Genomic DNA, 25,688 nt, shown 5'->3' on the forward strand with positions numbered 1-25,688 from the left:
GCGATGCCGGGCTTGAAGGTTAATCGTCTCATGTGACCTCCTTGAGGGATTTTTTCATGGTTAACAGACACAGTTGGCCGTGGTCGTACCGCGTGGCGATGACGTAGCTCACCGTTTCAGGCTCCAGTGCCCGCTTGCCGACATATTTACTCAATACGCCGGTGAGCTTGATCAACTGTTCATCCAGCGCGACCTGAGTGCGGTTAAGGGTGAAATGACTGCTGATGTTTTGACGTTTAATCATGTCAGCATCACTGCTCAGTAGCGGTTGCATCACATGCCAACTGTCTTCGCAGAGGTATTGACTCAGTTGTGGGTATTGATGGTCAACGGAGGCGGGGGTGACGTTTAATTTCAGCAACGCGAAATACTCCGCCATCTGTCGCAGGTAGGGTTCATCTACTTGCCCGTCTGAAACGGTAAAGGCCTTGCTGATAACAGGCGGAACTAAGGTGCGGCTTTTATTGAAATAGGATTGCCACACAATCGCGGCAAGAATGATGTTAACCAGCATGGCGGCAATAAAGCCACCAACCAGCAGGGTGTTGAGTGATTGGGTGATACTGAGCAGGTCTATTTTATTACTGCGTAACATGGGGTCTCCCTTACGGGGCGCTTCCCCGAACACTAAGCAAAACGGTTAACGTAGCCAGTAACGGCGACACGCTGAGGGCGTACGCTTGAGGAATGTTTGGCTAAACTCAGTCGGGGCATACCAGTAGGCCGTAAGGCGCAGTATGCGGATGCCGTACTGACTTTTTAATCGGCGCAGTCCGATAAACCAGAGCGTGGCCAGCGCCATGCCAATGAGCGCATGGTGCATCAGGAACAACACGCCAAACACACAGAGCGCAGGCGCTAACTCATCCATGGCAAATCCCATCAAGGTCGGCACGTTGTTGAGTTTTTTCGGAATACTGAAAAATTGGGTGGGGTTATCCATTACAGGCCAACCACTCTTAGGGAGACATTGAGGAAAATCATCCCCACCACAAACCCGCCAATGGCGGCGCCCCAGTTTTTGGTTAAGAAGCCGGTGATCCCCGCCGCACACAAACCAATAACCAGTAGGGCAAATTGAGCAGTAGAGCCGGTGCCGACGGTATCCACTATTTCACTTTTAGCAGGGGCAAACGGATCGGCAGCATAAACAAATCCTGGATAGACAAGGCAGGCCATCAGAAAGACCCACAGTAAAAAAATGACGATAAGTGTATACATCGAGTCACGATTTTCAGGGGTATAACATTGAGGCATCATGGCACCTAAGCGGACAATTTCCTGGTCGGCTTTAATGCGGAGGGCTTCGCGCTCTTCTTTCGTCATGCTTGTCATCTTGATCACTTCCTTACTGTTTGATCCTGTGTTGAGATCGAGTGAGGTAAAAAATCATTCCGGTTTTACTTTTCTCTAATGAAGCCAATTCAAAACGTTAAGGCGATTAATCAATCGAACCTGCTTCCTGTAGAGCCTATTTTGTGTGCTATAAACCCCAAAAATGATGGGTTGGGGCTGTCGATGATGAAACACGGTGTTATAGGCATCGCTTGAGATGATCGACACATCTAGCTTGTTACACCTATATACAGTTGATATATAGCCAGTTATAGATGCACCTATAGGAGTACTAAGGTGTTGTGCTATCATTTCTTTATATAAAATAAGGACCTATTACCGTTCCACCATTATATTGGTGTTATGGAAAATATAATGGTTTTTAAGGATTCTGCAAGCATTATTTGATGCGATGTTAAGGTTTTATTTTAATGCCCGAAAATATAAGACAGGTTTTAGCCATTAATCTTGAGTTATTGCTGATTAAAAAGGGGTGGAAAATGGCTGATTTAGCACGTGAATCGATTCGATTTGGAGAGGTTAATCAGCGAACAATAGGCTCATACCTGAAAAGCGACGGCGGGGCAGCTAACCCGACATTAAAAAAGGTGGCATCGCTAGCGGCTTGTTTTGATATATCAGTCAGTGAACTATTGGATGAAAATCTAGGCAAGCATAAGAATATCGATGCAGCACTGTTAAAAATCAGCATGCAAAGTGGTATTGAGCTATTAAGCGAAAGTCACGTGATAACGGAGTCCAGTACCGCCGTGTTATTGGATAACTTAAATGACTTAACTGATGTCACCGTGATTGTTTTGAATGATAAGTCAGGGAAAAGCCAAACAATGACCTTGGACTTTTTGGCTTTTTTAAATAACAGAAATAAATAAGCGTTCATTCTTTTATCGAAGCGGCAGAGTATTCCGACCAAGCTAAAGGGACTGGAGGTGGTGTATCGAAGTTAGCTTTATTTCGTATTGAAGATACATTGGTTCTTAATCCACCACTCCCAGAACAACAAAAGATTGCTGCGATCTTGACCTCTGTTGATGAGGTGATTGAAAAGACACAAGCGCAAATAGACAATTTTAAAGACCTCAAAACCGCCATGATGCAAGAGCTATTAACGCGCGGTGTTGGTGTGGATGGGAAACCTCATATTGCATTTAAAGATCCGCTTGTCGGCAGAATACCTATCAGTCGGGAAGTTGTTTCAATTGTCACGACTTGAGAAAGGGTCATTGGTTATAGAGGAAAGAGCCCGCCTAAAAGTGAAAGCGGTGTACCATTGCTGATAGCTAAAAATATTAGGAAAGGATTTATTAATAAAAAGCCTAGAGAGTATATTCCTATTGAAAAGTATGATGGCTGGATGGTTAGAGGCTTGCCCTCCTACGGTGATGTATTTATTACGACCGAAGCGCCATTAGGTCATGTTGCTAAAGTGCCTAAATATAAATTTGCGATTGGGCAAAGGGTATTGGCGCTATGCCCTAAAAGGGCTGTTATTGATACGGATTATTTAATGTCTATCATGCAAGGTGAGTATTTTGTAAAGCAACTTGAGCTTTAGTCTACAGGGTCAACTGTAGCAGGTATTAAGCAGTCAACATTTAAGAACATTTTGATTGCTCTACCTTCTTTGGAAGAGCAGTAAATTATTGCTAAATGCTTAAAAAGCAATGTTGTTAAATCGACTGCCTTGGAGAAAAAGCTAGACTCGTTAAAAAACACCAAGAAAGCTCTGATGCAAGATCTCCTCACTGGTAGGGTACGAGTCAAGCCCGACTTTTGCGGCGAGCGTAAGTTTTTCAACTCTTGCAACGAGATTAGCTTGCAGCCAGCAGTTAGGCTAACGGAGGCACGATGAGTAATAACAGTGATAAACATCAGCAAGCTAAGCCTATCGAAGCTGTGCAATCAAAACAGTTACTGGTTGCACTGCGGGAGTTATTAAGCCAGAGCCGTCAGAAGTTACAGCAAACGGTCAACAGCACGATGGTACAAACGTACTGGCAGGTGGGCCATTTAATTGTTGAGCATGAGCAGCAAGGTGCTGAGCGTGCCCAGTATGGTAAGCAAGTGCTACAACAGCTTGCTGATGAATTAACGGCTGAGTTCGGTAAAGGTTTTGACTTAACCAATTTACGCCGTATGCGCATGTTTTATCAAGTCTTTCCAATTCGAGACACAGTGCGTCTCGAATTGAGTTGGAGTCATTATCGGGCATTAATTCGCCTTGAAAATGCTCAAGCAAGGCAGTGGTATCTGGAAGAATCCATCAATCAAGCGTGGTCGGCGCGTGCGTTAGAACGTCAAATCGGGTCGCTATACTATGAGCGACTGCTGAGCAGCAAAGACAAAGCGCCTGTAGAGCAAGAAGCCAGGCAAAAAACCACCGAACTCAGCGTGACAGCTAAAGACTATCTGCGCGACCCCTATATATTCGATTTCTTAAACTTACCGCATCACTCATTAGTTGAAAGTGAGGTAGAGCAAGGGCTGATTGATAACCTGCAACACTTCTTATTAGAGCTAGGTAAGGGTTTTGCGTTTGTTGAGCGTCAGCAGCGGATCAGTACCGATGATCAAGATTTCTACCTCGATTTGGTGTTCTACAACTTCAAACTGAAATGCTTTCTGCTCGTGGATCTAAAAATTGGCAAGCTGAGTCATCAAGATGTTGGCCAAATGGATACCTATGTACGGATATACGATCAGCTTAAGAAAGAGCCTGATGACAACCCGACTATCGGTTTGATCTTGTGTAGCCTAAAAAGTGAAGCGGTTGCCAAGTATTCAGTACTGGCAGATGGTAAGCAGCTTTTTGCTTCAAAATATCTTGCCTATTTACCCACGGAAGAAGAGCTACGTATTGAGCTTGAGCGTGAACGTCAACAGTTACTCGGTCAATAATACAGGTGAGTTGTTGATAATATTTACAGGATTAGCGAGAAATTACGGACTGATTATATCGCTAAGTATCAGTAATATCAGCACAAGAATGTTGAGTAGGCACTAGTTTTTCGCGCTTACGTTGTTTCAATTTCACCAGTAGAGCCTGCAGTTTGTAGAGCCTGCAGTTATGAATTAAGACGAGTTCAACAAAGTCGAAGCCCCGGCCATTTCGCAGTTAGATCCCTTTTTCGAGCTCACTGGAGAATCGGTAATGTCCAACAGCAAGCCGCACAGGATGTGGGTTTAACCGAAAATGCGTTCTACGGCATTCTGATTGCGGAAGTGACTCAGGTTGGTGACGGGGATGTGATTGATGAAAGTGTCCATGATGCGATTAAGGCGACCACACAAATGTTCGTGTTCACCAAGCAGTTTGTTGTACAGAATACCGGTGAGGTTTTCATCCAACAAACTCACCAGCTATCAATCTAGGCCTTTTATTCACAGTTGAGTTTTCCGTGTCCTGTTTCCCCCAGCCGCTATCCATTACGATTAGCCACATGAAAATGAAAACTTCCCTCGATCATCTGCCTGAGCAGAAAATCCATGAGCTAAAACGTGCTGTGGCCACCATTCGTCAGTTTGTTGAGCCGCAGATGATCATTCTGTTCGGCAGTTATGCCCGCGGCGACTGGGTCGAAGATCTAGACCCTGATACCTTGCAGTTTCGCTACCAAAGCGACTTTGACTTGTTAGTGGTCATGGAAACTCGTCAACAAGCCTGTCATGTAGAACAGAATGACCGCCTCAGTCAGGCGTTGATGAAACCCATTCAACGGACGCCCGTTAGCGTGATCGCCGAAGACATTGCCTTCATCAATAGACGAATTAGCAACAGTCAGTACTTCTACATTGATATCAAGCGTGAAGGCATTATGTTGCATTACACGGGTAACTTTACCCTTGATGAAACCAAAGAGCTGACGGCACTGGAACGTCATCTTCTGGCGCAGGAAAATTATGATTACTGGATGAAAAATGCTGATGAGTTTTTTATCACATATACATTCATGGTGAGCCAAAATTTTCTCAGCAATGCAGCTTTCCTATTGCATCAAGTCACTGAAAAACTCTACAGTGCCATCTTACTGGTCTTTACCCGCTACAAGCCCAATAGCCATGATTTAAAAAAACTCGGCGGCCGAGTGGCTGGTATTGAGTCGGAGTTTCTCACCGTGTTCCCGATGGGCACTGAAGAGGAGCGCTGGCGCTTTAAATTGTTGCGAAAAGGCTATGTTGATGCCCGCTATAAGCCTAGCTATGTCATCACCAAAGAGGAACTCGAATGGCTGGGCGCGCGGGTGGAATATCTGCAAGCACTCACCGAACGTTTGTGTAAAGCCAAGATCGCCAGTTACCTGGAATAATCGTTAAATCACGCCTCTTTCAAGCATGGCTGTGCGCTATCGCCACTTTGTCGCCATTCATGGCGTGCGGCTCTTTCAAGGTAAGTTTAGACTCCACAAGCTTTACAGTAAACTCAGGTCATTTATAGGGTGTAGCTTTTATGACGCCTTTATTTTGTGATACTCCTATATTTAATACCATCTATAAAAGTGAGTGACTAATGCGTACTTTTTCCTATTGTCGTGTTTCTACAACAGAGCAAACCACAGAGAATCAAATTATTGCTATCCGACAAAAAGGGTATGAGGTGAATGATGCTCGCACTATCAGTGAAACGATTTCTGGATCTGTTGAAGCGACGAAGCGTGAGAAGTTCAAGATGTGAATCAATCACCACATGGAACGTGGCGATATGCTGGTGGTATTATTAAAGCTAGACCGTTTAGGCCGAGATAATATTGACGTACAAAACACAATAATCTTAGTTCGCCCTATTAGAAAGTTATCGGAACATAGAGACAACACCTAACATCAGTAAAATCCAGTGACTCACCTCTTAAAATCGCTGGGCCATTTATTGCCCGCTGGGCAACTTCTTGCTCGATCCTGGGCCATATCTTGCCCAGCTGCACCCTATTCAACACTGAAAGCCAGATAAACGCTGGAGATACAATCTTGGTGCGTTTTTTGCTGCATGCTGAGAATTCTACCTCGAACGATTTACCATGCAGTAACAGGAAGTCACGCAGTATGTCGATACGTTTAGCTTCAGTTGATTCATTAATGCTGCATGATGCGGTGCTCATTGAGTCAGATTTATCCAGCCTTAGCGACAGTGATTGGCAAGCCATTACCCCTTCTGGCCGCTCACTGGACAGAGTAAAAAGCGAGTTGGAACAAGGTGAGAGTGTGGTGCTCAGTGATACACCCACTTCGCCAGTGTTTGCCATGGAACAAGGTCAGCCCCTTGCTTACTCGGCATACGGCAATGGTATCAGTGCTCAAACACTGACACAGCTAACCCGGCGATTTGAGTCAGCAGGCAGTAGCTCACTCTATACCGCCAATAATAACGGTAACCTACATCCTTCTCCGCCTCTGGATTATATCGCTGACACATCGCGAATAAGGGAGGCGCAAAGTAAACCTAAGCCTGCGCTCATTAGTGATAACTTTGCTAAGCCACCGCCTAAGCTAGAACTTGAGCTTTGTTACGATGACAGCGAAAAGACCTATGCCAGTAATGTGCCCTATCGCGTGATTTTTAATGATCCTGGCAATACGGTTATCAAGGGTGTGCTCAATGATAAAGGTTGGGCCATGGTCGAAGGTGGGCCTAATTATCCCGCTCACGTCATGTTTGGTGACGAAACGGATAAAACAGAAGCTGAGTCAGCCCTTGAGAGCCAATACCAACAGCTCGACAACGCACTTACTGAAACTGCCAACCAAGTTGCCCAGCAAGTACTGTCTGCCAAACAAACATTGTCTGACGAGCAGTCAAAGATTACCGAAGTCACTGCAACTTTCAAAAAGGCAGTCGATGATAAAGTGTCTGAACTCAACGCTCAGAGTGAAGCGTTTGACAACCTCTCATACCTATCTCAATCATGGGAGCTGGTCAAAGCAACAAAAGCGGGTGCCACCAATGGTTTCACCGAATACCTACCGGACTTAGGTGATTTTGGCAAACTGATGGAGGCCGCCGACATCGATATCACCATGCTGATAGAGGCCATCAGCACGGGAGAAATCGACGCCTTAGAAGCGAAACTACAACAGTGGAAGGGGAGAGGTGAGCTAAAGTTTACTGCGGCCAATCAGTCCATGGAAACGCTTATTCTGTTACTGAGTGACCCGACAAGCCGTGAAATGCTGGCCAGTGTGCCTAAGCGTATTTTGGCTGCACTTCCTGAGGACCAAGTCGCGGAACTGGCGGCATATCAAATAACTCAGTTGGGCATGGATACTACCATTGTCACTGGTGGTACAGCAGTGGGCACATTAGCCGGAGGCGCTGGAGGTCCAGTTGCAGCGGCTATCTTGCTCGCAGCCACGACTGGACGAAAAGGTGGCAAAGCCCTTCAGGCCACCATCGACATCGTCACTGAGATGTCTCAATCGCTGAAAAAAATCAATAATCAGCATGAAGCAAAGCCTTATAAGAAAGAGAACGTCACCCCTCTAGAAGCTGTGGATATAGAGAAGCAGACTAAGGATAAGAAAAAGATTGCAGCTGCTGGACTAATACGTAAAGATCCAAAATTAGAGCAGCACTATAAAGATGTTGCAGCTTATGAAGCCGCGTATAAAAAGAAGCTAGAAAATTCAATCGCTAATGGGGATTCAAAACGTCGTCAAGGTGCTTTTAAGGCTAAGTTAACCGAAGCGAAAGGTGAGCGTGCTGCTGCCATGTATATGGAAAAGCATTTTGCTACCCCTCCGCCACCGGCGCAAATGGAGTTAGGTTTTAGCCCAGGTCCTGGTGTCGATCAAATTTGGTCTAAACGTGACGCTAATGGCAATGTGTTGGAATATTTTGTGGTTGAAGCAAAAGGGCCGGGAGCCAAACTGCAAAAGACCAGTTCTAAGGGCATGCAAATGTCAGATGAATGGGTAGAGTCTAATTTTAACTCCATGAGAAAATCAAAAAAATACCCACAAAAAAATCAATTAGGCAGTGACTTGATCGATGCAATTGAAGACGGTGATCCCAAGATCAGTAAAATGGTTATTGAAGCCGTTGAGAGTGATGGTGTGGTGACTTCGGGCAAATTACAACCTCTTTTGAAAGGATAATTATGTTAAAGCTCAATAAAGCAGAAATTGATTTTGACCGTCTTTTTAGGCGTGCGCCAACTGTATTAGCAAAAAGAATTCCCCATATACAAGATACAAGCCGTGATATTGGCTCTAGGCAGCAAGCCACTTTCGTTGTTGCAGGGAAATATATAGAACTAGCTTATGCTCACTATGTGCTCGAAGAGTATGAAAAGGTAAAACCGTATTTACAACAAGCGGCCCCCTTTGCTTTTTTACGAGGCTTCGATCTTCAATTAAAAACCCAGAAAGTGGATTGGACCATTCAGCAAGAGATGAACATTGTGCTCTTGTTTGGCTCCTCTGAGTTATTACAGCAATTGCAAAACAGTGAGTGGTCGTTACCCGATAATCAAATCATCAATCACGCGTGTTATTTATACGACCACTTATTGCTAAAAATTGGCACGGGAATATTACCCAGTGCCCCACTGTTAGATGTCGCGTTAACTGCAGCCCATACAGCAAAAGACAAAGACGTTTTACAGTATATTCTGCCGCTAATTGAAGCTATCCAGGCACTGGTTGATGGCGATCAAGTAAAGTGGCAAGCCAGTATAGATAAGGCCATTGCTTGGCATACTGAGCAATGTAAGTTCGGTGACTTAAAAGAGATGGAACAGGGTTTCATGTGTTTAAATGCCCTTACCATGGCAAAACTTGGACAAGACTTACATCGATGGTCTTGTACCACTCAGTCACTGTATCTACCTTTATTTTTAATTGCTAAGGATGCTTAAGCAATATGAGTAGTTTAATTCACCTGCTGTTGATTGATGAGGCCGCTTTCCCGACACAGATCGCAGGGAATGATGAGTCGACATACCAAACCTTACTCGAAATCGTCGATGAGGAGGCGATCCGCTGGCAGACACTGGAGCTGAATATCCGTGGCTTTATGCCCGCCCTTGAAATGTGGGATGCTTTAGCGGGAAATAGTCATTTATTGCCGATGTGCAGTTTTAACTTCTATCCTCACAAGCTTATCGGTCCAGATGCCGATATTAGTGGCCAGTTTGGCTTTTTCCCTACCGACATGGTGAAAGATTTATCTAGCGCCATGGCAGTGAATATTGATTTTGATATTACGACACCCGATGCACAAGCGGTTGTCGATATGGTGGAGGCGAAGGCCGGTGAGCTGGATCCACAGGCTTATGAGATGGTACGTGACAAGTATTTTGTGACTTTCCGGGATGCTGCTGCCCAACACAAAGCCGTGGTGGTATTGATAGAAGAGTAAACATACATTCGAGTCGCTGTAAGATAGCAAAGCAACACCATGAAGCAACTTGAGGCTTAGCGTTCTCAAATTAATGTCATAGTCTTTCCCATTCTTCTTAAGGGAAAAGCCTAGGCTGGTTCTTATTATGACTCTTTGTTAATAATGTGAGTTAGGCCTATTTAAGATACTATTTCTTATCAAGTATTCATGAATTAGTGCAACGCTTAACTGACCCAAGCTTATTTGCCATGGAGGTGTGGGATGATAAGCCAAGGCTCTCTGTTGCTGGTGTACAGTCAAAAATTAACGTTTTGCAGCTAAATGGTGAGTTCGGCTTTGGTAGCGGTGATTTATGCTCTACTCATATTATCAAGTTTGAAAAGAGTACTCAGCAGCACTTAGTGATTAATGAGTTTGTAACAATGAAGCTCGCCCAGTTAATAGGCTTGCCGACAGCCAATGTTGAGCTGCACTACTTTGACGAATATCCTGCGCTGGTGGTTGAGCGATTTGACCGAAAACTCATTAATGACGTGGTAAAGCGAAAACATCTTATCGATGCCTGCCAGGCCTGTAACTTGGGAGTTGATAGAAAGTACGAGCGTAATTTAGGTAAGCAGCGTGATGTTGCTCATATTCGTGATGGTGTCAGTCTCAAAAAGCTGTTTGAGCTAACTCAAGTGTGCCAGAACCCCATTGCCGCAAAGTTAACCCTGCTGAATTGGGTACTGTTCAATTTGTGTGTGTTTAACCATGACGCCCACGGTAAGAACATGAGCTTCTTTGTCAGTAAAGCTGGATTAGAGCCAACACCTTTGTATGACTTAGTTAATGTGCAGATGTACCCAGAGTTTGAACAAGAGCTTGCGATGGCAATAGGGGATGAGTTCGACCCACATGCAATTAATGCTTATCAGCTCATGGAGTTTGCCGATGACTGCAATATCAACAGTAAGCTGCTTATGCGCCAGTTAGATAAAACAGCGAAGGCAATCACTGCTCAGCTAAATAACGTGATTGAGTTGCTAGGCGAATTAAGTGCTGATCAACAAGCTTATATGGCTAAATACCACCAGCTGGTTGAGGCTCGTTGTCAGCACTTTACCGAGCAGGCACAGGAGATCCCGAAGATAGAGTTGTAATCAATAGCACTGATTTAGGCATATGGAAACCTAGTCACCTCTCCCACTACACCTGCATATTGGAAGCTTTGTTGTATTGTAGCTTGTAACTGAGCGTTTTAATTTCTATGTTTAAGTTTTCATTGCGCGATTCATGGGGCTACAGTGATTTATGGTATAAGCACTATTTTAAGAACCAGCCCAAATTATTCTTTTCATTAAAAAGATAAGCGCAACGGTAGTCCTAAACGCCACTGCGTGAGCATTTTTTTATTACACATCCTTTGCACCTTGAGCTTTTGCTGTTTGTTCTTTAGGCGAAGGAGAAAAGGGTCGTAAACCAATAGAGCATTCAATGTGATTGCCATCACCTGCCCCTAACCCCACTAAACCATGCACTAGCTGCGGGCAGTCATGTTCTAACAGGCTTTCGGCTTGCAAACTTGCGGTTAGCTGTAGATAAAGTTGTGCTTCGCCAGATAGCTGACCAACCATTGCCAGCCAACGTGTGCGTGCCTGAAAGTTGCTGGAAAACAACTGGCTGGCATGACAAAACAGCGTTATGCAGCTAACTTGGCTATTCGTTATTTTAAAGCTTAAACCAATTTTGAGTTTAGTGAATACTTCATCGCGTGGCAGCGCGGCCAGTTCGGCCAGATAATTGAGTACACAAGGTAAAATAGCTGCCTTACCTGAGGCACGGTACAACTTATGCAGCACAGAGAAACTGGGGTTTTCAACTTGCCCGTAGTACTCGGTAGTGTCTTTATCTGCTGGTAATACCCCAAGTAAGGTAGGCGTGAATAGCGCGCCTGATCTCACATTAGTGGTTAAGCTTACATTAGCCATTAAGCTTGCATAAAGCTGATTGCGCACTGGCTCGGCCATGGCTGAAGTGACTTCCTGATAAATTTTAAAATTTTGTTTAGCCCCTTTATGACAAACACCTAACCAGCAACCAAAATGTTGCGCTGGTTGTGCGATAAGTTGCGCTAATAAAGGGTTAAGTTGAGTGTCAGCTCTGCTCTCTAACTCGTGGGCAAAGGCCCATTTTTCTATGACCTTACTTTGTGCTAAACCGGGTTCGGCGGTATAGGCCAGCTCGGATTTGCTCGAACGAAAGGTAAACTCCAGCGGGTAACCGCTGGGCGTTAATAAGCTGTTAGCCGGTACTTTGTTAGCTGGTGCACTGTTAGCCAGCACACCATTAGTTGAAACAGACGAAGACAACTCAGCGTCATTAGCATTAGAGCCTAAATGCCAAGAGCGATAGAGTAGTTGCAAAAACTGCTTAGCCCCGGCAACCTCTGCCGGACATATTGATTTTGCCGTTTGCAATAACGCTATTGCCTCTGCTGGCAATGATGCTGTGTTGTCCATCAACATTATTTTACCTATATTTTTTGCCTGTATAGTTTGCTTTAAGCACTAGGTTTAGCCGGAATGTTCAGAATTAAGTCAGACTGATGTTTATCGGCTTCATGCTGAACCGTTTGACCTGGAATAATATAATTGACCTTCCAGTTATAAGTGACTTCGTTACCCGCTTGTATGCTCACCGTTAGATACTTGCTACCCGTTTCCCCTTTATTCCAAGTAAATACTTGCTGAGAGGGCTGAGTCGTTACTTGGGTTGCTGCTGAGCCTTGAGCCAGGGTAATATCTACCAATACTTCAGCACTATTAAACGTTGCCGACGGCCAGTTTATGGCGGCTGGGGTAATTTCTAGGGTGAAATAGCGTTGGGTTGGCGATACCATCAGTGAAGGTTGGCTATTGTTTAGTAGGGTTTCCGGAATTTCGGTTTGTCCCTGCGCAGAGCTAATGGTGGCGGTATAAACCAAAGGTTGATCACCATTAATAACACCAACAAAGGTTTCTCGGCCAAATAATGCGCCGGTTGCGTTACTGGCTGGCACAATATCAAAAGTTGCCGGAGCGGCTTTTGTTGGCAAGGTTTTCGCTCCTGGTGGTACTTTCGGCGTGCCCTGATACCACATGTTAACCGTCGCATCGAATATTGGATCTGTGCCGGCACTTTCTGCCGGTACATAAACAATGACTGGGCAGGCATGCACGGCATTTGCCGCAGGAATGATTTGCTTAGGTCCATTAGCATTTTGAATCAAGGATGCAATATACTGAGCAGATTTATCATACACATAAGTAACTTGATAGTTGTAAGTACTATTGATGGGGAAGGGCACGAAGCTAGTGATAGAAGCCGCTTTGGTCGCATCAGTATTTTTAATGGTCAGCTCACGACTGATGCTGGGTGAATCGCTGTTACTAGAGACATAATTAAAGGCAATATTAATCTCGGTTGGCGGCGTACTCTCACTGGCAAAAGCTTGGCTTGCTTCAAAATCGACGGTTAAAATTCCGGCGGCCTCAACCTCTAATGTATAAGCTGCGGACTCAATATTTGATTTGCGGCCGCTGACCGCTTCCATGGCGGTGTCTTCATAATTTACTGTGTAGTTTAAGGTCCAGTTTGGGCCAGCCTTTACATCGTAGGCCGTGGTAAATACATGGTTGCCATTTTTGGTAAAAGTGTAGGTAGCATCGGCTTCGGGTATGCCGGGGTAAGACACTTTTACGGTAACGTCTTTGACTAAAGCCTGAGCGACTTTGCCTCCGGGTAAGGTCGGTGCTGGTGCTGGGTTTCCGCTGCTACCGTCGCTGCTAAAGGGTAAGTGCACGGCCACGCTCATTTGCTGCTGTTGCTCATTCACCGTGTTAACAAAGTCAGCTATTTTCAAGTTTAAAGAATTAAATGATGGCAAGGCAGCTGTTGGGGCGATAAGCCAATTAATAACGGTATTTTCGCTATAAGTACTGTTAAAGCTGCTGACGTCATTGATATTAAAGCTATTATCACTATTGAGTCCCTGCAACTGAATGGTTTTTTGCACCTCAGTGGTTATTAGATCAGAGAGGGTGTTGTTAGCCCAGTTAGCCACGGCTTCGCGTAAAGCCGTAGAAGGATTGGTGGTGCCCCAAGTGATCTCAACCTTAGAAGATGAAGACTCATTGAGCAGTTTGGTGACCGAGCGTGGGCTGATTTGATTGCCCCAGCTATTGTATCTTGGTTGGCTAACCTGATACTGATAAGCAATGGTCGAATCAAAAGACAAATGTGCGGTAACCGCAGGCAAGCGGGCTTTGACCGAAAGGTGATAATCTACCTGATAGGCACCACCGCTGGTGGCAAAGGCGCCTTCAATCGTATCAAGCTGCTCTTTGGTCATCGGTAAATTAAAGCTGGCAACATTACTGCCAAAATTTGATACCGGTGTTGAGAAGGTAATAGGGGCACCACCGCTGACAAACTCGAAATAGGCTCTGCTGTCGGGGTTATAATCCATAGTCAAAAACAAATACGGCGCTTTGGCCTGTGGAAAGGCGGTCGGGATTTGTTTGGTGATTGCCGCTTCAATGTCGCTCGGTACCGACAATTCGATATCAAAACGACAAAAGCCTGAGCCGTTTTGCGCGCCAGTTTTTTGTTGATCTAGCTGGTAACTGGTGATTTGAAATGACGGTTTGCCTGAAGCTAAGGTAACAAATTGCGGTCGAGGTACAATATAAAAACTGTCTGCTTTAGTATCATCGCCGTAATAATCCCAAGTATAACCGGTGCTATCTTGGTAAGAGCCTTTTAGTTGGAAATTTAACATAATTAACCTTTAAGAAATTTGTGAGTTTTGTGAATAAGAGCTGAGGCTGACGGTTAATCCAGCCTTGTTGCAGATATATTGTCGCTAGGTGTTAACTGGTGCTGCCACCCAGTACTAAGTCGTTATGACCCGCAGGCGATACTTCGGCATGTTGCCACTTAGCAGCGAATATGCTGATTTCATCCCACTGCTGGGCGGTTTTACCTAGGTCAAACTCGTTGATAATTTCATTAACGGGTGTTACGCCGTTTAAATCGGCGATAATGGCGACCATAACCGCTGATTCGCGTTGCCAGCCGTCAATGGTTTTTTGCAAAGAACTGATCATGTCTTCAACTTGGGTAACAAAACCAGCCAAGGCAGACGATGCGGTTTCTAACGCCAGTAGCTGAGCGGATAAAAATGACATATCCATCTCATACTTGCCTTCTTTTTGTTCTTCATTAAAACGGTTATCAACGGTTGCCAGTAAATCGTCAATGGTTTCAACGGCACTGACGATAAAAATCAGTCCGATAGTTAGACCAACCACTTTGCCGGGATTGCCTAATTTCTTGCCGTATTTCATTGCATTTGAAGCAATGGCTAATTCTTTATTGGCTTTGATGGTATCGACATCGATACGACAATTATATTGCGCCACCATGGCTTTAACTTGGTTTAGCTTAATACGTACCGCGGCGAGGTTTTCTTTGTCGATTTCTTCTAGCTGTTTGAAGCTTAGATGCTTGTTTGAGAAGTTATTGGCATCGGCTGACAAATCGGTTTTGGCAGCAACCAAGTGCGACATTAAGCTGGTTAGGGTTAACAGTTGTTCGTCAATTTTGTCTTTAAATCCGCCAAAAATTGCGGCTAATTCGCTTCTATTGGGGCTTGATTGTCTGACAATAGACAATATTGTTGAAATGCTGGCATTCCACTGACTAGCAAAGTTGATAGCAGCCTGTGGTACAAAGGTTAATTGTGGTTGTGTTTCATTGAACCAGTTCTCACCATCTTTTTTTGCGATAATCAGATCGTTCTTCATGTCGCTGAGTAACTTGTCTTGATTGTGAATTTTTTTGGTCACATCATCAAACAAAACATCATTAATATTGACATTTAGTACGTTAAAAATTGAACCTTGGGTGGCAATTCGGTCGATAAATATCTGTGTAAGTTGGCTTTTTTCGGCTTCTACATCAAAAGTAAGCGTATGCATAGTTTAAATCCATTGTGTAGTTAAGATGATTTACATCGGCAATCGGTTTAAAAAACTCACATTACCGATGTATTTTTGTTTTTTGAGCGGGGGGTTAACAATAAGTAGTGTTAAGCTACTTTTTTGACTTTAACGCCAACGTTGTTTAGCTTCATTGTTGTCGCTGGCTTGGCTAGCACAGCGCTGTCCATCGCTTGCATTTGGTTGGCAAATGTTTGCAGTTGGCCCCACTGCTCTACTGCGGTATCTAAATCTACTATGCTCATGATGTCGCCGATTTTCTTCTCGGTATTTTCTAAATCAGCAATAACCGCTGAAATTTTGGCAGATAGAGTGGCCCAAGTATCTAAAATGACTTGCACGCTGCTCATGGCCAGTTTCGACTGAGTGACTAGGGTTTTTAAGGCAGTTTCTACGGTATTCAATGCCTGAACCTGTACGGTAAGTTCAGTCACTTCTAGTTGATCAAAGGCTTTCTTTTGCTCGGCGGCTTGTTTTTTATCGATTGATGAAACCAGTTCGCCAATAGAAACACCTAAACCAATCATACCGACAACCATAATACAGGCACCAGCAATTTCAGCCGCTGGTGTGGCTTCAACGTTTGCCATCAACAGACCACCACCGGCAATTAAGCCAACTGATGCGCCCACGGCAATAGCTTCAGCGGTAATGGCGGTATTCAAAGAAGAAATAGCGCTATCAAGGCCTGTTATCGCTGTGTTCAATGACTTGATATTGGCTTTCTCGAATGTTTGAATGGCGGCAAAAGTACCATTGGCTTTACTGAAATTGTTATGATCGTCAGTCACGTCGGTATTGAATTTTTTCAATTTGGTCATTTCAGTGGTGATTGAAGTTTGTTGTGCTTCAATTTTAGCTAGCAAGCCTTGTAGTAACTCTTTCACTTCTGCTCGTTTGGCAGGGTCGTCTTTGGCCGATAATGCAACCAATAAAGGGTTAATAATACCGACTTCTATTTTGAACTGAGTGCTGTAATTGATGATGGTTTGCGGGATAAAGGTTAAGTTTGGTTGTATTTCATTGCTCCAATAAAGGCCATGGTTTTTTGCTGTGGCAAGATTAGTATTTACCGTTTTGAGCAAGGTGGCCGGATTTTCAGGTAGCTTATCTTGGATATCCTTAGGAAGAACTTTAAAGTTTACCCCAGAAATATTGGTATTTTGTAAGGCGGTAACGTATCTGGCGACATTGGCTTTGGCGTTAACATAACCAGCTAGTTTTTCTTTAGTGACGTCAGTTTGAAAGTTTTTTTTCGGGTTTGATGTGGTAGTCATTTTTATTTCCTTTAAATATAACGAGTTAAATTAGCAATTACCGGATAGTGCAAAACCAAACTAGGGATCTTTTATTACCGGAATATTGCGGGTTTACGGTTAAGTACGATTTTTCAACCTTTGCTTTTCCAACCTTGGCCTTATGTCAGCGCATGGCTAGTTCAAAAGGCTTTGCGCGTAATCCGCCAATTGCTGCCATTGATTTTGGGCGGTTAGCAAATCGACCTGCTCTAAAATATTGCAATAGTCATCATCACTGGCGCTTTGTAAATCAGCGATCACCGCTTCATTTTTGACATTGAGTGTGGCCCAGCTGTCTAACACGGCTTGCACGGCTTGCTCGGCAGGTGCGGCATTGTTGGTTTGGTTTTCTAGAATGGCTTTGGCAAACACTAAGGTGATAATGGCCGGGTTAGCGCCACTGCCTTGTACTTTGATAGAAATATTGGTGTTGATCTCAACAATGGCAATACAGGGGCCTAATACGGTTGATTGCAGAAAATTTTCGCCCATATCTGTTTTGATGTTTTGGATCCATTCATTGGCGCCGGCAAATTTTTCAGAAACATTACCCAAATCGGCCGCTAACACGTCTTGATCAGACTTGATATTGTTCGAGTAGCTTTTAATTTTGTTTTGCAAGGCAGTCAGTAGTTTGTGCTGGCTTTGAATGTGAGCACCTAGCTGATTAAACAACGCCTTGATACTGTTTCGTTGCTGTTGGTTTGCTTTACCACCACTGCCTTGGATTTGTTGCAGTAGGTTTAATATTTCGCCACTGTTAGTTTGAAAGTGGCTACTGTATTCAATGATACTTTTGGGGATGTTAGTGCACATGTCAGGACAAATACTTTGCAACCAAGTAGTGGCGTGGCCTTTGGCCGTTTGTAAGTGAGCCTCAATGGGTGCTACCCATGATGGCGAGTCTGGCAGTGCCGGCACGGCGGTTAGCGTTGCTTGCGCATATCGGGTAACAATAGCAGCTGCATCTGCGCCTGCTTTGATATGTTTGCCTAGTGCTTTGTCAGGGTTTTCATTCGTTGTATTAGTTGATGTCATCTCTTTACCTTATTTTTCCCTTGCTGCTGTGATTCATAACTTGAGGTATGCTTATTTCTGGTGTATGGGCTAAGAGGATAGCGACGTATCATGTTTGAAGATTGTGTCAAATAATCAACTTACAGAGGAATACGTCGCATGGATAATCATAAGGTTGCTGTCGCAAACAGAGATCGGGCCGCTATAAATTGAGGGGGCGGACTTCCTCAGACACAACTAGGCCGCTAAAGAATAAAATTGTTCCCATGGTGTCATAATTTCAGTAGTGTCCATTTGCCCCGCTTAATCATGGACCAAAGTTCAACGCCTGCCAGTGTCGACTCAGCCCCTTCCCAAGATTTCCAACTTAGACATTGATGCATTTTCCCCTTCACTTTTCGATGGCTTTGTTGAAAAACGCTTGTGCCGCTGGCTCATCACGGGTTTCACTCAAATAAAATCAATAATAGCGCCGTATTTGTCCACGGCTCGATAATAGTAAACCCACCTACCTTTAACTTTTATGTAGGTTTCGTCCATTCGCCACGAGCCAGATACTCGACGCTTTCTCTTCCTGAATATAGCTTCGAGTTGTGGCGTATATTTGATAACCCAGCGGTTCAGGGTTGAGTGGTAAAAAGGCCCCCGTTCGTAATACATGTAACCAGTTGTCACTTTGAAATATGCTGGGGATAATGTCTTAAAAATCAACAGTTATATGAGCTGTAGAAAATTTGATTTTTAAGACGTGTTTTTTGAGATAAAGAAATCCAATATTTCTGGGAGTCTTCATCTTATATTTGTAAGCCTCTAAAATGTTCGTTTTTTTGAGACGGTACCTTAATTCGCTATTTCTGAAAATAGTGAAGTGATACCTTATTACATGCATTACGAATCTACGCCATATAGCCCAATTTTTTTAATTTACTTCCGCTAAACCAAATTGACTCAATTCCTCTCTGGTCATCCAATGCTCCCCCTCTGTCGGAGCAGCGTTTAGTGTAAACAAATAAAATGGAATACCTTTTTCACCTAGCATTTTATTGAAGTAAGACCCTTGTTTATGATGACTTTCATTAGAAAATGGAATCTCTAACGCAACTTTTCCGTCACCAGCCCAACTATGAACTCCAACCTGTTTATGTAAACTAATCTCAATATCGCTATTTTTACTGTTAACAACTCTCTCAATGCCTGCTGAGAATAAATCGGTGCCTCCTGAAAATACAGAACCATTAGTACTAACTATAGTGTTCATTCGTCGTTCTCTAATCAGTAGCCCTGTATACATGTTAATATCATCATCACTGGAACCATCAATGATACTGTCAAAGACGAGTGTCATTTTTAAAGCAGGATCTAAACTGTTAACCAACTGTTCTAATTTAAGGTAGCTTGAAAATCCGAGATCAGAGCTCTCGTCAAACTCCGGGAAAACATTAACAGTTTTTAAAGTAATGCTATTATCAGTCGACTCTAGCACCTCAAAAGAAGTAGACCCCATAAAATTAACATATTCTGAAAACTCTAATCTCACATCATTACCATTTAAAGTCGATTGAATTAATATTAAACCCTCATTTTTGCTTCGCTTATCGGCTGAGCAGCTAAATAACTTGCGTTCTGTTTGGATATGTAATATACAAGACTGAGACCCCTCCATATTATCTAAGATGGGGATAAGCATATCTATTTCTTTTCCTGCATTACTCTTTATTTTAAGTAAATAAAAAGCTTCGACTTCATCCTTAGAAAGAGTTGTTTTTCCATATAATAAAGAAAAAGAATCATCACCTATCGATAAATTAAATGAATTTAAAATATTCTGACGTTGTGAAATTATACTTTCTTTATCTGTAGTAAAGTCATAATCAATTTCAGGTTCTTTTAAAGGTGCTGCCCCCGCGTCGCCACAAGCCGATAACAATATAATGCTTAAGTTAAAAGCCATTATCTTTTTAATTGTTTTCATTGCCTTATAATAAATATCCACCAAATAGTATGCGTTAGTGTCGATTCTATTTATTCTCAAGATTCCAATTCTAAACATTTATGTACCTTTTCACGTAGATTCCATTCATTTACTATGAGCCAGAGATTCTGTACTTTCTCTCTGAACATGAGTCGAGTTACGGCGGACATTGATAGCACACAGTTAAAATCGAGTGACCAATATGGATATTTTTCTCAATAAATATCTTTTCGATTTCACGAGAACCACTTTTTAAACTTAATTTAAGGTTCATATAATAACACTGAATAAATTATTCAATTGAGTAATGCTAAGCCTTAGATATCAAGGCGGAAATATATTATAGAAAACCCCTCTGTTAGAATAATATAGCCGAACTAATTCCATAGCATCAACTAAATCCCCTGCTGAATTTTCAATTATCCCATACCATTTCTTAAAGTTCGCTGTTGCTTGTAACCCATAACAACGAATTCTCTGGAATCCTTTAGGCAGAATATGTTACACCATGCGACCAATAAACACCTCAGGTTCAACACATCATATTCACGCTGCTTACTTTTGTGTTATTGATAATAAATAATATATCCATTGATAACACGGGTTATCCTCGATATTCCTATTGGTGGGAAAGCTAAGTGCTTAGTCCGATATTTTAGTAACCCTTAATGATACGTCTTTACCATTTCTGGGAAGTGCGTAGAATCCCTTAGGGTGTTTAACCCAGAGCCCATTAATCATTTTAGCTGGTTCAAGATATAAAATATCAACCGATTTCACAGCTCAGAAACACTTAAGGTTAAATAAGAATACCTATTAAACTCTACAAGAGTTAATTAAATCACAATTTAAATCTATTAATAGCTGTCTTATTAGGCAGTTAAAGTTAACTTTAAAATTAGTCATAATTTATGTAGCTTTTGCTCTATACCAATAATGCTAACCCTAAGCAAATAGTATAATTAAAGCGATTTTTTGAAAAATAGCCGTTTCGCTCGCTCTTTTGTAAATGCTAAGCTGCGCCACTGTTAAGCCAATGCTTATCATGCCACTTCAAAATTTAAGAACTACAAAAATCAACTCATCTTCTGCAGTATTCAATGTGGCTCTCTATGAGCCGTGATTAATGAAGGAGATAAAAGGAATATAAAGTGCACATTGCCATAAAAACCACAGCAGTAGCTATTAGCTTATCTTTACTTAGCGCATGTGGTGGTTCAAGTTCGGATGAGGGGGATAAAACCGTCCCTTCTCAATCAAAAGTAAACCCTGCTTACTTTGAAAATGGTATTAAAATTGTAAAAAAAGATTATCTACCTTTATATCTAAATATTATCAGCGTGAGAGATGAGGGCATTAATTTTTCTATTGGATTACCTAAAAACAATGGATATTCAGGTTTAACTTCTTCAAACTTGAATAAAACTAATTCTAATATGACTCAACAAGTGTGGCGTAGTGGTCATGATCAAAGTATTCAAATCCACATGAGTAAAGTGAATGAAAAATTAAAACTGAAAGTGAATAACAGAGATGGTAATAAACCGTGGAAGCTAGAAAGAGATATTAACGTCGCCAAGGACGCTGGCTATTTGATTGTTACTCCCCAAGAAGCGGATATTGAAGGTGTAGAGCCAGTTGCATTTGTGGAAGGACTAGATAGTAATGCACAAGCTGACTTTTATTTTAGCATTATAAATCGGTTTTCAGATCCGACTTTAGGCTCTACTGATTCCAATATCTGCCTGGCGGCTGTTAGCCAGATCAGTGATGCCGTTTACCTAATTAGCGCATCGTTGAAACAAGGGAAGGCGACAGAATTACACAACCTTTCAATGTTAGATCAAATTTGGAGTTTAGCAGTGGTGACAAAAGCTAAGTTGAATGTTCTAGACGTATCAACTCTGCCTACTGATGAACAATTAACCGGGATCCAAGGAATATGCCCTGACTTTACTGTGGGGAATGGTGAAACACTCAGATTACTAAATCCTAAAGTGACCCCATCTTCAATGACTGCAAATATCATCTACAGTCCTTCACCTGGAGAAGTCGCATTTACTGATACCAGCGTAGGTTTAGCAAGCTTGGCTTGGGAAAGCGAATAACAAAATTTGCTGTGATCTTTCTGGTGTGAGTTCACCGCAAAGTCGTCGCTTCAGTTACTTAGGCCTTTTTAAGGCCTAAGTAACTGGTTCTGTCGCATCTTGAAGGTTCATGAGTGCTCTCAGGGTTCTGTCGCAAACTGAGATCTCGCCGCTATAATTTGAGGGCGCAGTATCTCTCAGATACAATTAGGCTGCCAAAGAATAAAATGGTTCCCATGGTGTCATCATTTCAGTAGTGTTCATTTGTCCTTGCTTAATCATGGACCAAAGCTCAAAACCCGCCAGGGTCGATTCAGTCCCTTCCCAAGACTTCCAGCCCAAACATTGATGCATTTTGCCTTTCACTTTTCGATGGCTTTGCTCGACAATATTATTCAGATATTTGATAGCCAAAACCTCAATCATAAACAGCATATGTCCAGACAGCCAAAGACGAATATTGATGGACTCTAATGCTGCGGCATTCGCACCACTTTTATCAATGACAACCTTTTCAGGTAAACCATGTTGGTTGATGGCTTTATTGAAAAATGCCCGTGCCGCTGGCTCATCACGGGTTTCACTCAAATAAAAATCAATAATAGCGCCGAATTTATCCACGGCTCGATAATAGTAAACCCATTTCCCTTTCACCTTAATATAGGTCTCATCCATCCGCCACGAACCGGATACTCGACGCTTTCTTCGCCTAAACATGGCTTCGAGCTGAGGGGCATACTTGATAACCCAACGATTCAAGGTTGAGTGGTCAAAATGGATATTCCGCTCAGAGAATATCTCCTCAATTTCTCGGTAACTGAGTTTGTAGGCCAGGTAATAACGAAGCGCCCGCATGATAATATTTTGCGGATAATGCCGACCAGAGAAATTGAGTTTCATAAACCAAAATCATGAAGAGGGGGGGGCAAAATCATAAACTATCACTGCTATTTGCGACAGAACCCATATTAGAGATAGGATGATGTTTGTGGTGAGGCAAGGTCAACATTTAAGAATTAAACTGCTCACGGAAACCCCGTCGTCGATCACGTTCAAAAGTTATAATCCAGAATATCCTGATGAAGTTTATCCTTGCAATGAACTTCAGGATTTTGAAGTGATTGGCCAGGTTATCTGGTTCTCAACCCCCATTTAATGCTGACAATGAGACTATTATTGGCATTTAAACATCATTGACTCTACCGCCAATGAAGGGGGGGCTGGCTTGCAGTGTAAGGCTATCATATCGCTTTCTAAATTTACTTTTTAGGCTGATAGTGGCTGAACGTATTGCTGTCTTTGGTCATTAGAGTGACAAATTTAGGGTGGACAAATAACTTCTCTTTGCCCGATTGCACCTCTTCAAGCACTCCGATGTCACATAGCTGCTTTAAGTAGACAGAGGCAGTTTGGCGTTTTGCTAAGCCGTTTTCAACGAGGTTTTGAATGCGGCAATAGGGCTGCTCGAAGATCACCTGTACTAGCTCATAGCTGTAGATTTTAGGTAGCTGAAGACGTATATGCTCTGTGGTGTGCTCTATGAGCTCACGGGCTGCAGCGATTTTGTGGGTAGTCCACTTGGCGGTTTGCTCTACGGCATTAAGGATAAAGATTATCCACGGCTGCCATTCTTGTTTACTGGTCACGTTGAGCAGCAAGCGGTAGTAATCCTGCTTGTTAGCGACGATATAACGGCTGAGGTACAGGATAGGAGCACTCAGCAGTTGTTGGTCGATAAGGTAGAGGATATTAAGTACACGACCAGTACGGCCATTACCATCAGTAAATGGGTGAATAGCTTCAAATTGGTAATGAGCCATGGCCATCTTGATTAGTGGGTCTACATCATCTTGATTATGTAGAAAGGCTTCCCAGTTACTTAGCAAGTCACGAATTACGTTCTCGCCTACTGGTGGAGTATAGATAACTTCACCAGTGGCCTGATTGGTTAAGCTAGTACCTGGTACTTTACGCACATCCATCTGTACCGATTTAATGGTACTGCAAATCTCTAATGCGGTGGTAACACATAAAGGCCTGCTGGTCAGTTCTGTAAAGCCTTGGTATAGGGCAGTGCGATAACGAAGCGCTTCTTTGGTCATGGGGTCGGCTTGGCTATCTTCCTGAGCGTACTGAAACAGCTTGTCGGTGGTAGTGACAATGTTTTCTATCTCACTACTGCCTTGCGCTTCAAGCAGCGGCAGTAGGTTGATGAGTAGCCCTTGGTTTGGCAGCAGCTCACCCGCTTGCTTTAGTTCGGCAAGGGCGGCACGTGCAGGAATACAGGCTTTTAGTACGGGTAAGGTTTCGGCTAACTCCCCAAGATCGCTCTCTAGCGGTAGTAGGGGTATATGGTTGTATGCTTGTTCAGCTTGCCATTTCATGTTCAAAAAACCCTTTTTTTCGACATAAATAGATATTGCTGTGAGCTTATGTCGATTCAATCGACATGTAAAGAAAACATGTTTATAAAAGTTGATTTAATCGACATGAAGTGCATTTTATGAGTCGTTATGTCGATTGCGACAACATGTATAGAAAGTGCTGATATCTATACAGGTAAAATTTATATGTATAGAAAACGCGAATCCCTATACATACTGCTACTACACGCTAACCAGCTTGCCAAAGGTACTAATTAAGAACATCACGTACGGTATTGAGTAGGTCATGAAAGGGTACTAACTACTTTTTAGAACTGATTCAACACCTGAGATGGAAGCGTTGATTCAATAAACCATGATGAAGATGTTAAACAAGTAAACTTCATTACCTCTAAAACTGGTATCAAAAAACACTCGTATATTGATACCAGTTTTCCATGTCAAAATGTGGTATCAAAAATAGAGGGCTAGCCTTTATGATACTTAATTTATATGATACCCCCATAGTTGATACCACCTACAACAGAGAGTGACCAATGCGTATCTTTTCTTATTGTCGTGTTTCTACAACAGAGCAAACAACCGAGAATCAAATTCTTGCTATTCGCCAGAAAGGGTATCAAGTAAATGATGCTCGTACTATCAGTGAAACGATTTCTGGATCGGTTGAAGCTATGAAGCGCGAAAAGTTCAAGATGCTAATCAATCACCAGATGGAAAGTGGCGATATGTTGGTTGTCTTAAAGCTAGACCGTTTAGGCCGAGATAACATAGACGTTCAAAATACAATTAAAATGCTTACAGATAAAGGCATCAAGGTTGCCTGCCTTGATCTCCCCGTAGCAGACCTTTCAAGCGCAGAGGGTAAGCTGATGCTGCAAATGTTTTCGGCCTTTGCGGAGTTCGAGCGAAACCGAATTAGAGAGCGAACAAAAGAAGGACTTGAACGAGCTAAAGCTCAAGGAAAAAGGCTGGGCAGACCAGAAGCCCACGCCACAACTCTTTCAGTTCAAGCAAAGAAAGCAGTGGGGCTATCTCAATCCAAAGCTGCGGAAGCTTTAGGCTTGGGGATTGCTACCGTGAAAAGACATTGGAACAAAACTACTTCTATTGCCTAGCTTGCCTGTGTCAGCGCCATTAGTTTTGATTGCTTCATATTTGACGATTTATGACCGTTAACATCCTTTCCTAAGACTTCCTAACAAGGCTCCTAAAATAG

25 protein-coding genes and 1 pseudogene are annotated in these 25,688 nt (G+C 42.9%); 14 read left to right on the forward strand and 12 right to left on the reverse strand.

The window, feature by feature from the left end:
* Window positions 1–28: 28 nt before the first annotated feature.
* The 3 genes from traE to FS373_RS18495 are packed head-to-tail and all read right to left on the reverse strand — an operon-like array spanning window position 29 to window position 1,335.
* Window positions 29–595 carry a type IV conjugative transfer system protein TraE gene (gene traE, locus FS373_RS18485; protein WP_144048799.1) on the reverse strand — a complete coding sequence of 189 codons (567 nt, stop codon included), beginning with the start codon at window positions 593–595 and terminating at the stop codon, window positions 29–31.
* Window positions 596–640: 45 nt separating this feature from the next.
* The gene (traL, locus tag FS373_RS18490) at window positions 641–943 is read right to left on the reverse strand and encodes a type IV conjugative transfer system protein TraL (protein ID WP_152830180.1); all 303 of its coding nucleotides are present in this window, start codon (window positions 941–943) and stop codon (window positions 641–643) included.
* Entirely contained in the window at window positions 943–1,335 is a 393-nt protein-coding gene (locus FS373_RS18495; RefSeq protein WP_144044834.1) for a hypothetical protein, read from the reverse strand. Before FS373_RS18495 ends, traL begins: the two co-directional genes overlap by 1 nt.
* A 431-nt stretch (window positions 1,336–1,766) precedes the next feature.
* Between FS373_RS18495 and FS373_RS18500 the strand changes: the two genes are divergently transcribed.
* The 11 genes from FS373_RS18500 to FS373_RS18550 all read left to right on the forward strand — a co-directional run bounded on the left by FS373_RS18500 (window position 1,767) and on the right by FS373_RS18550 (window position 10,830).
* A complete protein-coding gene (locus FS373_RS18500; RefSeq protein ID WP_152830182.1) occupies window positions 1,767–2,228 on the forward strand; it encodes a helix-turn-helix domain-containing protein in 462 nt (153 codons plus the stop codon).
* Window positions 2,229–2,242: 14 nt separating this feature from the next.
* Entirely contained in the window at window positions 2,243–2,569 is a 327-nt protein-coding gene (locus FS373_RS18505; protein WP_322619531.1) for a restriction endonuclease subunit S, read from the forward strand.
* A gap of 57 nt (window positions 2,570–2,626) precedes the next feature.
* Window positions 2,627–2,911 carry a hypothetical protein gene (locus FS373_RS18510; RefSeq protein WP_152830185.1) on the forward strand — a complete coding sequence of 95 codons (285 nt, stop codon included), beginning with the start codon at window positions 2,627–2,629 and terminating at the stop codon, window positions 2,909–2,911.
* Window positions 2,912–3,204: 293 nt separating this feature from the next.
* Window positions 3,205–4,254 (forward strand): PDDEXK nuclease domain-containing protein, encoded by a 1,050-nt coding sequence (locus FS373_RS18515; RefSeq protein ID WP_152830187.1) that lies wholly within the window; start codon window positions 3,205–3,207, stop codon window positions 4,252–4,254.
* Between the two features lie 279 nt (window positions 4,255–4,533).
* Window positions 4,534–4,728 carry a hypothetical protein gene (locus FS373_RS18520; RefSeq protein ID WP_152830189.1) on the forward strand — a complete coding sequence of 65 codons (195 nt, stop codon included), beginning with the start codon at window positions 4,534–4,536 and terminating at the stop codon, window positions 4,726–4,728.
* A gap of 68 nt (window positions 4,729–4,796) precedes the next feature.
* Window positions 4,797–5,663 carry a HEPN domain-containing protein gene (locus FS373_RS18525; protein ID WP_152830191.1) on the forward strand — a complete coding sequence of 289 codons (867 nt, stop codon included), beginning with the start codon at window positions 4,797–4,799 and terminating at the stop codon, window positions 5,661–5,663.
* A gap of 200 nt (window positions 5,664–5,863) precedes the next feature.
* Window positions 5,864–6,028 carry a recombinase family protein gene (locus FS373_RS32140; RefSeq protein ID WP_227992981.1) on the forward strand — a complete coding sequence of 55 codons (165 nt, stop codon included), beginning with the start codon at window positions 5,864–5,866 and terminating at the stop codon, window positions 6,026–6,028.
* 365 nt (window positions 6,029–6,393) lie between these two features.
* Window positions 6,394–8,442 carry a hypothetical protein gene (locus FS373_RS32145; protein ID WP_227992983.1) on the forward strand — a complete coding sequence of 683 codons (2,049 nt, stop codon included), beginning with the start codon at window positions 6,394–6,396 and terminating at the stop codon, window positions 8,440–8,442.
* Between the two features lie 2 nt (window positions 8,443–8,444).
* Complete coding sequence (locus tag FS373_RS18540) at window positions 8,445–9,203, forward strand: Imm49 family immunity protein (RefSeq protein WP_152830193.1); 759 nt, start codon at window positions 8,445–8,447, stop codon at window positions 9,201–9,203.
* 5 nt (window positions 9,204–9,208) lie between these two features.
* Window positions 9,209–9,706: a hypothetical protein gene (locus tag FS373_RS18545; RefSeq protein ID WP_144044838.1), complete on the forward strand. Its 498-nt coding sequence runs from the start codon at window positions 9,209–9,211 to the stop codon at window positions 9,704–9,706.
* Window positions 9,707–9,903: 197 nt separating this feature from the next.
* Entirely contained in the window at window positions 9,904–10,830 is a 927-nt protein-coding gene (locus tag FS373_RS18550; protein WP_221937461.1) for a HipA domain-containing protein, read from the forward strand.
* Between the two features lie 252 nt (window positions 10,831–11,082).
* Here the strand turns inward: FS373_RS18550 and FS373_RS18555 are convergent, their stop codons facing one another.
* From FS373_RS18555 to FS373_RS18585, 7 genes and pseudogenes are all read right to left on the reverse strand, one after another.
* On the reverse strand, window positions 11,083–12,195 hold the full coding sequence (locus FS373_RS18555; RefSeq protein WP_152830195.1) for a hypothetical protein: 1,113 nt from the start codon (window positions 12,193–12,195) through the stop codon (window positions 11,083–11,085).
* A gap of 35 nt (window positions 12,196–12,230) precedes the next feature.
* Window positions 12,231–14,489 carry a hypothetical protein gene (locus tag FS373_RS18560; protein WP_152830196.1) on the reverse strand — a complete coding sequence of 753 codons (2,259 nt, stop codon included), beginning with the start codon at window positions 14,487–14,489 and terminating at the stop codon, window positions 12,231–12,233.
* 91 nt (window positions 14,490–14,580) lie between these two features.
* Entirely contained in the window at window positions 14,581–15,690 is a 1,110-nt protein-coding gene (locus tag FS373_RS18565; protein ID WP_144044841.1) for an HBL/NHE enterotoxin family protein, read from the reverse strand.
* Window positions 15,691–15,800: 110 nt separating this feature from the next.
* Window positions 15,801–16,988, reverse strand: coding sequence for an HBL/NHE enterotoxin family protein (locus FS373_RS18570; RefSeq protein ID WP_144044842.1), 1,188 nt, complete (start codon window positions 16,986–16,988; stop codon window positions 15,801–15,803).
* A gap of 156 nt (window positions 16,989–17,144) precedes the next feature.
* The gene (locus tag FS373_RS18575) at window positions 17,145–18,047 is read right to left on the reverse strand and encodes an HBL/NHE enterotoxin family protein (RefSeq protein ID WP_152830198.1); all 903 of its coding nucleotides are present in this window, start codon (window positions 18,045–18,047) and stop codon (window positions 17,145–17,147) included.
* A 373-nt stretch (window positions 18,048–18,420) separates the two neighbouring features.
* Window positions 18,421–18,677 (reverse strand): annotated as a pseudogene (locus FS373_RS18580) (DDE-type integrase/transposase/recombinase); the annotation flags it as partial.
* A gap of 268 nt (window positions 18,678–18,945) precedes the next feature.
* Window positions 18,946–20,076 (reverse strand): hypothetical protein, encoded by a 1,131-nt coding sequence (locus tag FS373_RS18585; protein ID WP_152830200.1) that lies wholly within the window; start codon window positions 20,074–20,076, stop codon window positions 18,946–18,948.
* A 1,073-nt stretch (window positions 20,077–21,149) separates the two neighbouring features.
* On the opposite strand from FS373_RS18585, the gene FS373_RS18590 reads away from it, so the two are divergent.
* Window positions 21,150–22,106 carry a hypothetical protein gene (locus tag FS373_RS18590; protein WP_152830202.1) on the forward strand — a complete coding sequence of 319 codons (957 nt, stop codon included), beginning with the start codon at window positions 21,150–21,152 and terminating at the stop codon, window positions 22,104–22,106.
* Between the two features lie 186 nt (window positions 22,107–22,292).
* Here the strand turns inward: FS373_RS18590 and FS373_RS18595 are convergent, their stop codons facing one another.
* Window positions 22,293–22,985 carry an IS6 family transposase gene (locus FS373_RS18595; RefSeq protein WP_152830204.1) on the reverse strand — a complete coding sequence of 231 codons (693 nt, stop codon included), beginning with the start codon at window positions 22,983–22,985 and terminating at the stop codon, window positions 22,293–22,295.
* A 67-nt stretch (window positions 22,986–23,052) separates the two neighbouring features.
* Between FS373_RS18595 and FS373_RS32780 the strand changes: the two genes are divergently transcribed.
* Window positions 23,053–23,241: a S24 family peptidase gene (locus FS373_RS32780; protein ID WP_407695650.1), complete on the forward strand. Its 189-nt coding sequence runs from the start codon at window positions 23,053–23,055 to the stop codon at window positions 23,239–23,241.
* A gap of 103 nt (window positions 23,242–23,344) precedes the next feature.
* Here the strand turns inward: FS373_RS32780 and fic are convergent, their stop codons facing one another.
* Window positions 23,345–24,469, reverse strand: coding sequence for a protein adenylyltransferase Fic (gene fic, locus FS373_RS18600; RefSeq protein ID WP_152830206.1), 1,125 nt, complete (start codon window positions 24,467–24,469; stop codon window positions 23,345–23,347).
* 536 nt (window positions 24,470–25,005) lie between these two features.
* Here fic and FS373_RS18605 point away from each other — a divergent pair.
* On the forward strand, window positions 25,006–25,587 hold the full coding sequence (locus FS373_RS18605) for a recombinase family protein (RefSeq protein ID WP_152830208.1): 582 nt from the start codon (window positions 25,006–25,008) through the stop codon (window positions 25,585–25,587).
* The last annotated feature ends 101 nt before the right edge of the window (window positions 25,588–25,688 follow it).

The organism is Shewanella sp. YLB-07 (assembly GCF_009377275.1).

What these genes read in the sequence shown, in the direction of transcription:
- traE (WP_144048799.1), bottom strand. Translation starts at nt 595, where the DNA reads ATGTTACGCAGTAATAAAATAGACCTGCTCAGTATCACCCAATCACTC.
- traL (WP_152830180.1), bottom strand. Translation starts at nt 943, where the DNA reads ATGGATAACCCCACCCAATTTTTCAGTATTCCGAAAAAACTCAACAAC.
- FS373_RS18495 (WP_144044834.1), bottom strand. Translation starts at nt 1,335, where the DNA reads ATGACAAGCATGACGAAAGAAGAGCGCGAAGCCCTCCGCATTAAAGCC.
- FS373_RS18500 (WP_152830182.1), top strand. Translation starts at nt 1,767, where the DNA reads ATGCCCGAAAATATAAGACAGGTTTTAGCCATTAATCTTGAGTTATTG.
- FS373_RS18515 (WP_152830187.1), top strand. Translation starts at nt 3,205, where the DNA reads ATGAGTAATAACAGTGATAAACATCAGCAAGCTAAGCCTATCGAAGCT.
- FS373_RS18525 (WP_152830191.1), top strand. Translation starts at nt 4,797, where the DNA reads ATGAAAATGAAAACTTCCCTCGATCATCTGCCTGAGCAGAAAATCCAT.
- FS373_RS32140 (WP_227992981.1), top strand. Translation starts at nt 5,864, where the DNA reads ATGCGTACTTTTTCCTATTGTCGTGTTTCTACAACAGAGCAAACCACA.
- FS373_RS32145 (WP_227992983.1), top strand. Translation starts at nt 6,394, where the DNA reads ATGTCGATACGTTTAGCTTCAGTTGATTCATTAATGCTGCATGATGCG.
- FS373_RS18540 (WP_152830193.1), top strand. Translation starts at nt 8,445, where the DNA reads ATGTTAAAGCTCAATAAAGCAGAAATTGATTTTGACCGTCTTTTTAGG.
- FS373_RS18545 (WP_144044838.1), top strand. Translation starts at nt 9,209, where the DNA reads ATGAGTAGTTTAATTCACCTGCTGTTGATTGATGAGGCCGCTTTCCCG.
- FS373_RS18555 (WP_152830195.1), bottom strand. Translation starts at nt 12,195, where the DNA reads ATGTTGATGGACAACACAGCATCATTGCCAGCAGAGGCAATAGCGTTA.
- FS373_RS18560 (WP_152830196.1), bottom strand. Translation starts at nt 14,489, where the DNA reads ATGTTAAATTTCCAACTAAAAGGCTCTTACCAAGATAGCACCGGTTAT.
- FS373_RS18565 (WP_144044841.1), bottom strand. Translation starts at nt 15,690, where the DNA reads ATGCATACGCTTACTTTTGATGTAGAAGCCGAAAAAAGCCAACTTACA.
- FS373_RS18570 (WP_144044842.1), bottom strand. Translation starts at nt 16,988, where the DNA reads ATGACTACCACATCAAACCCGAAAAAAAACTTTCAAACTGACGTCACT.
- FS373_RS18575 (WP_152830198.1), bottom strand. Translation starts at nt 18,047, where the DNA reads ATGACATCAACTAATACAACGAATGAAAACCCTGACAAAGCACTAGGC.
- FS373_RS18585 (WP_152830200.1), bottom strand. Translation starts at nt 20,076, where the DNA reads ATGTTTAGAATTGGAATCTTGAGAATAAATAGAATCGACACTAACGCA.
- FS373_RS18595 (WP_152830204.1), bottom strand. Translation starts at nt 22,985, where the DNA reads ATGAAACTCAATTTCTCTGGTCGGCATTATCCGCAAAATATTATCATG.
- fic (WP_152830206.1), bottom strand. Translation starts at nt 24,469, where the DNA reads ATGAAATGGCAAGCTGAACAAGCATACAACCATATACCCCTACTACCG.
- FS373_RS18605 (WP_152830208.1), top strand. Translation starts at nt 25,006, where the DNA reads ATGCGTATCTTTTCTTATTGTCGTGTTTCTACAACAGAGCAAACAACC.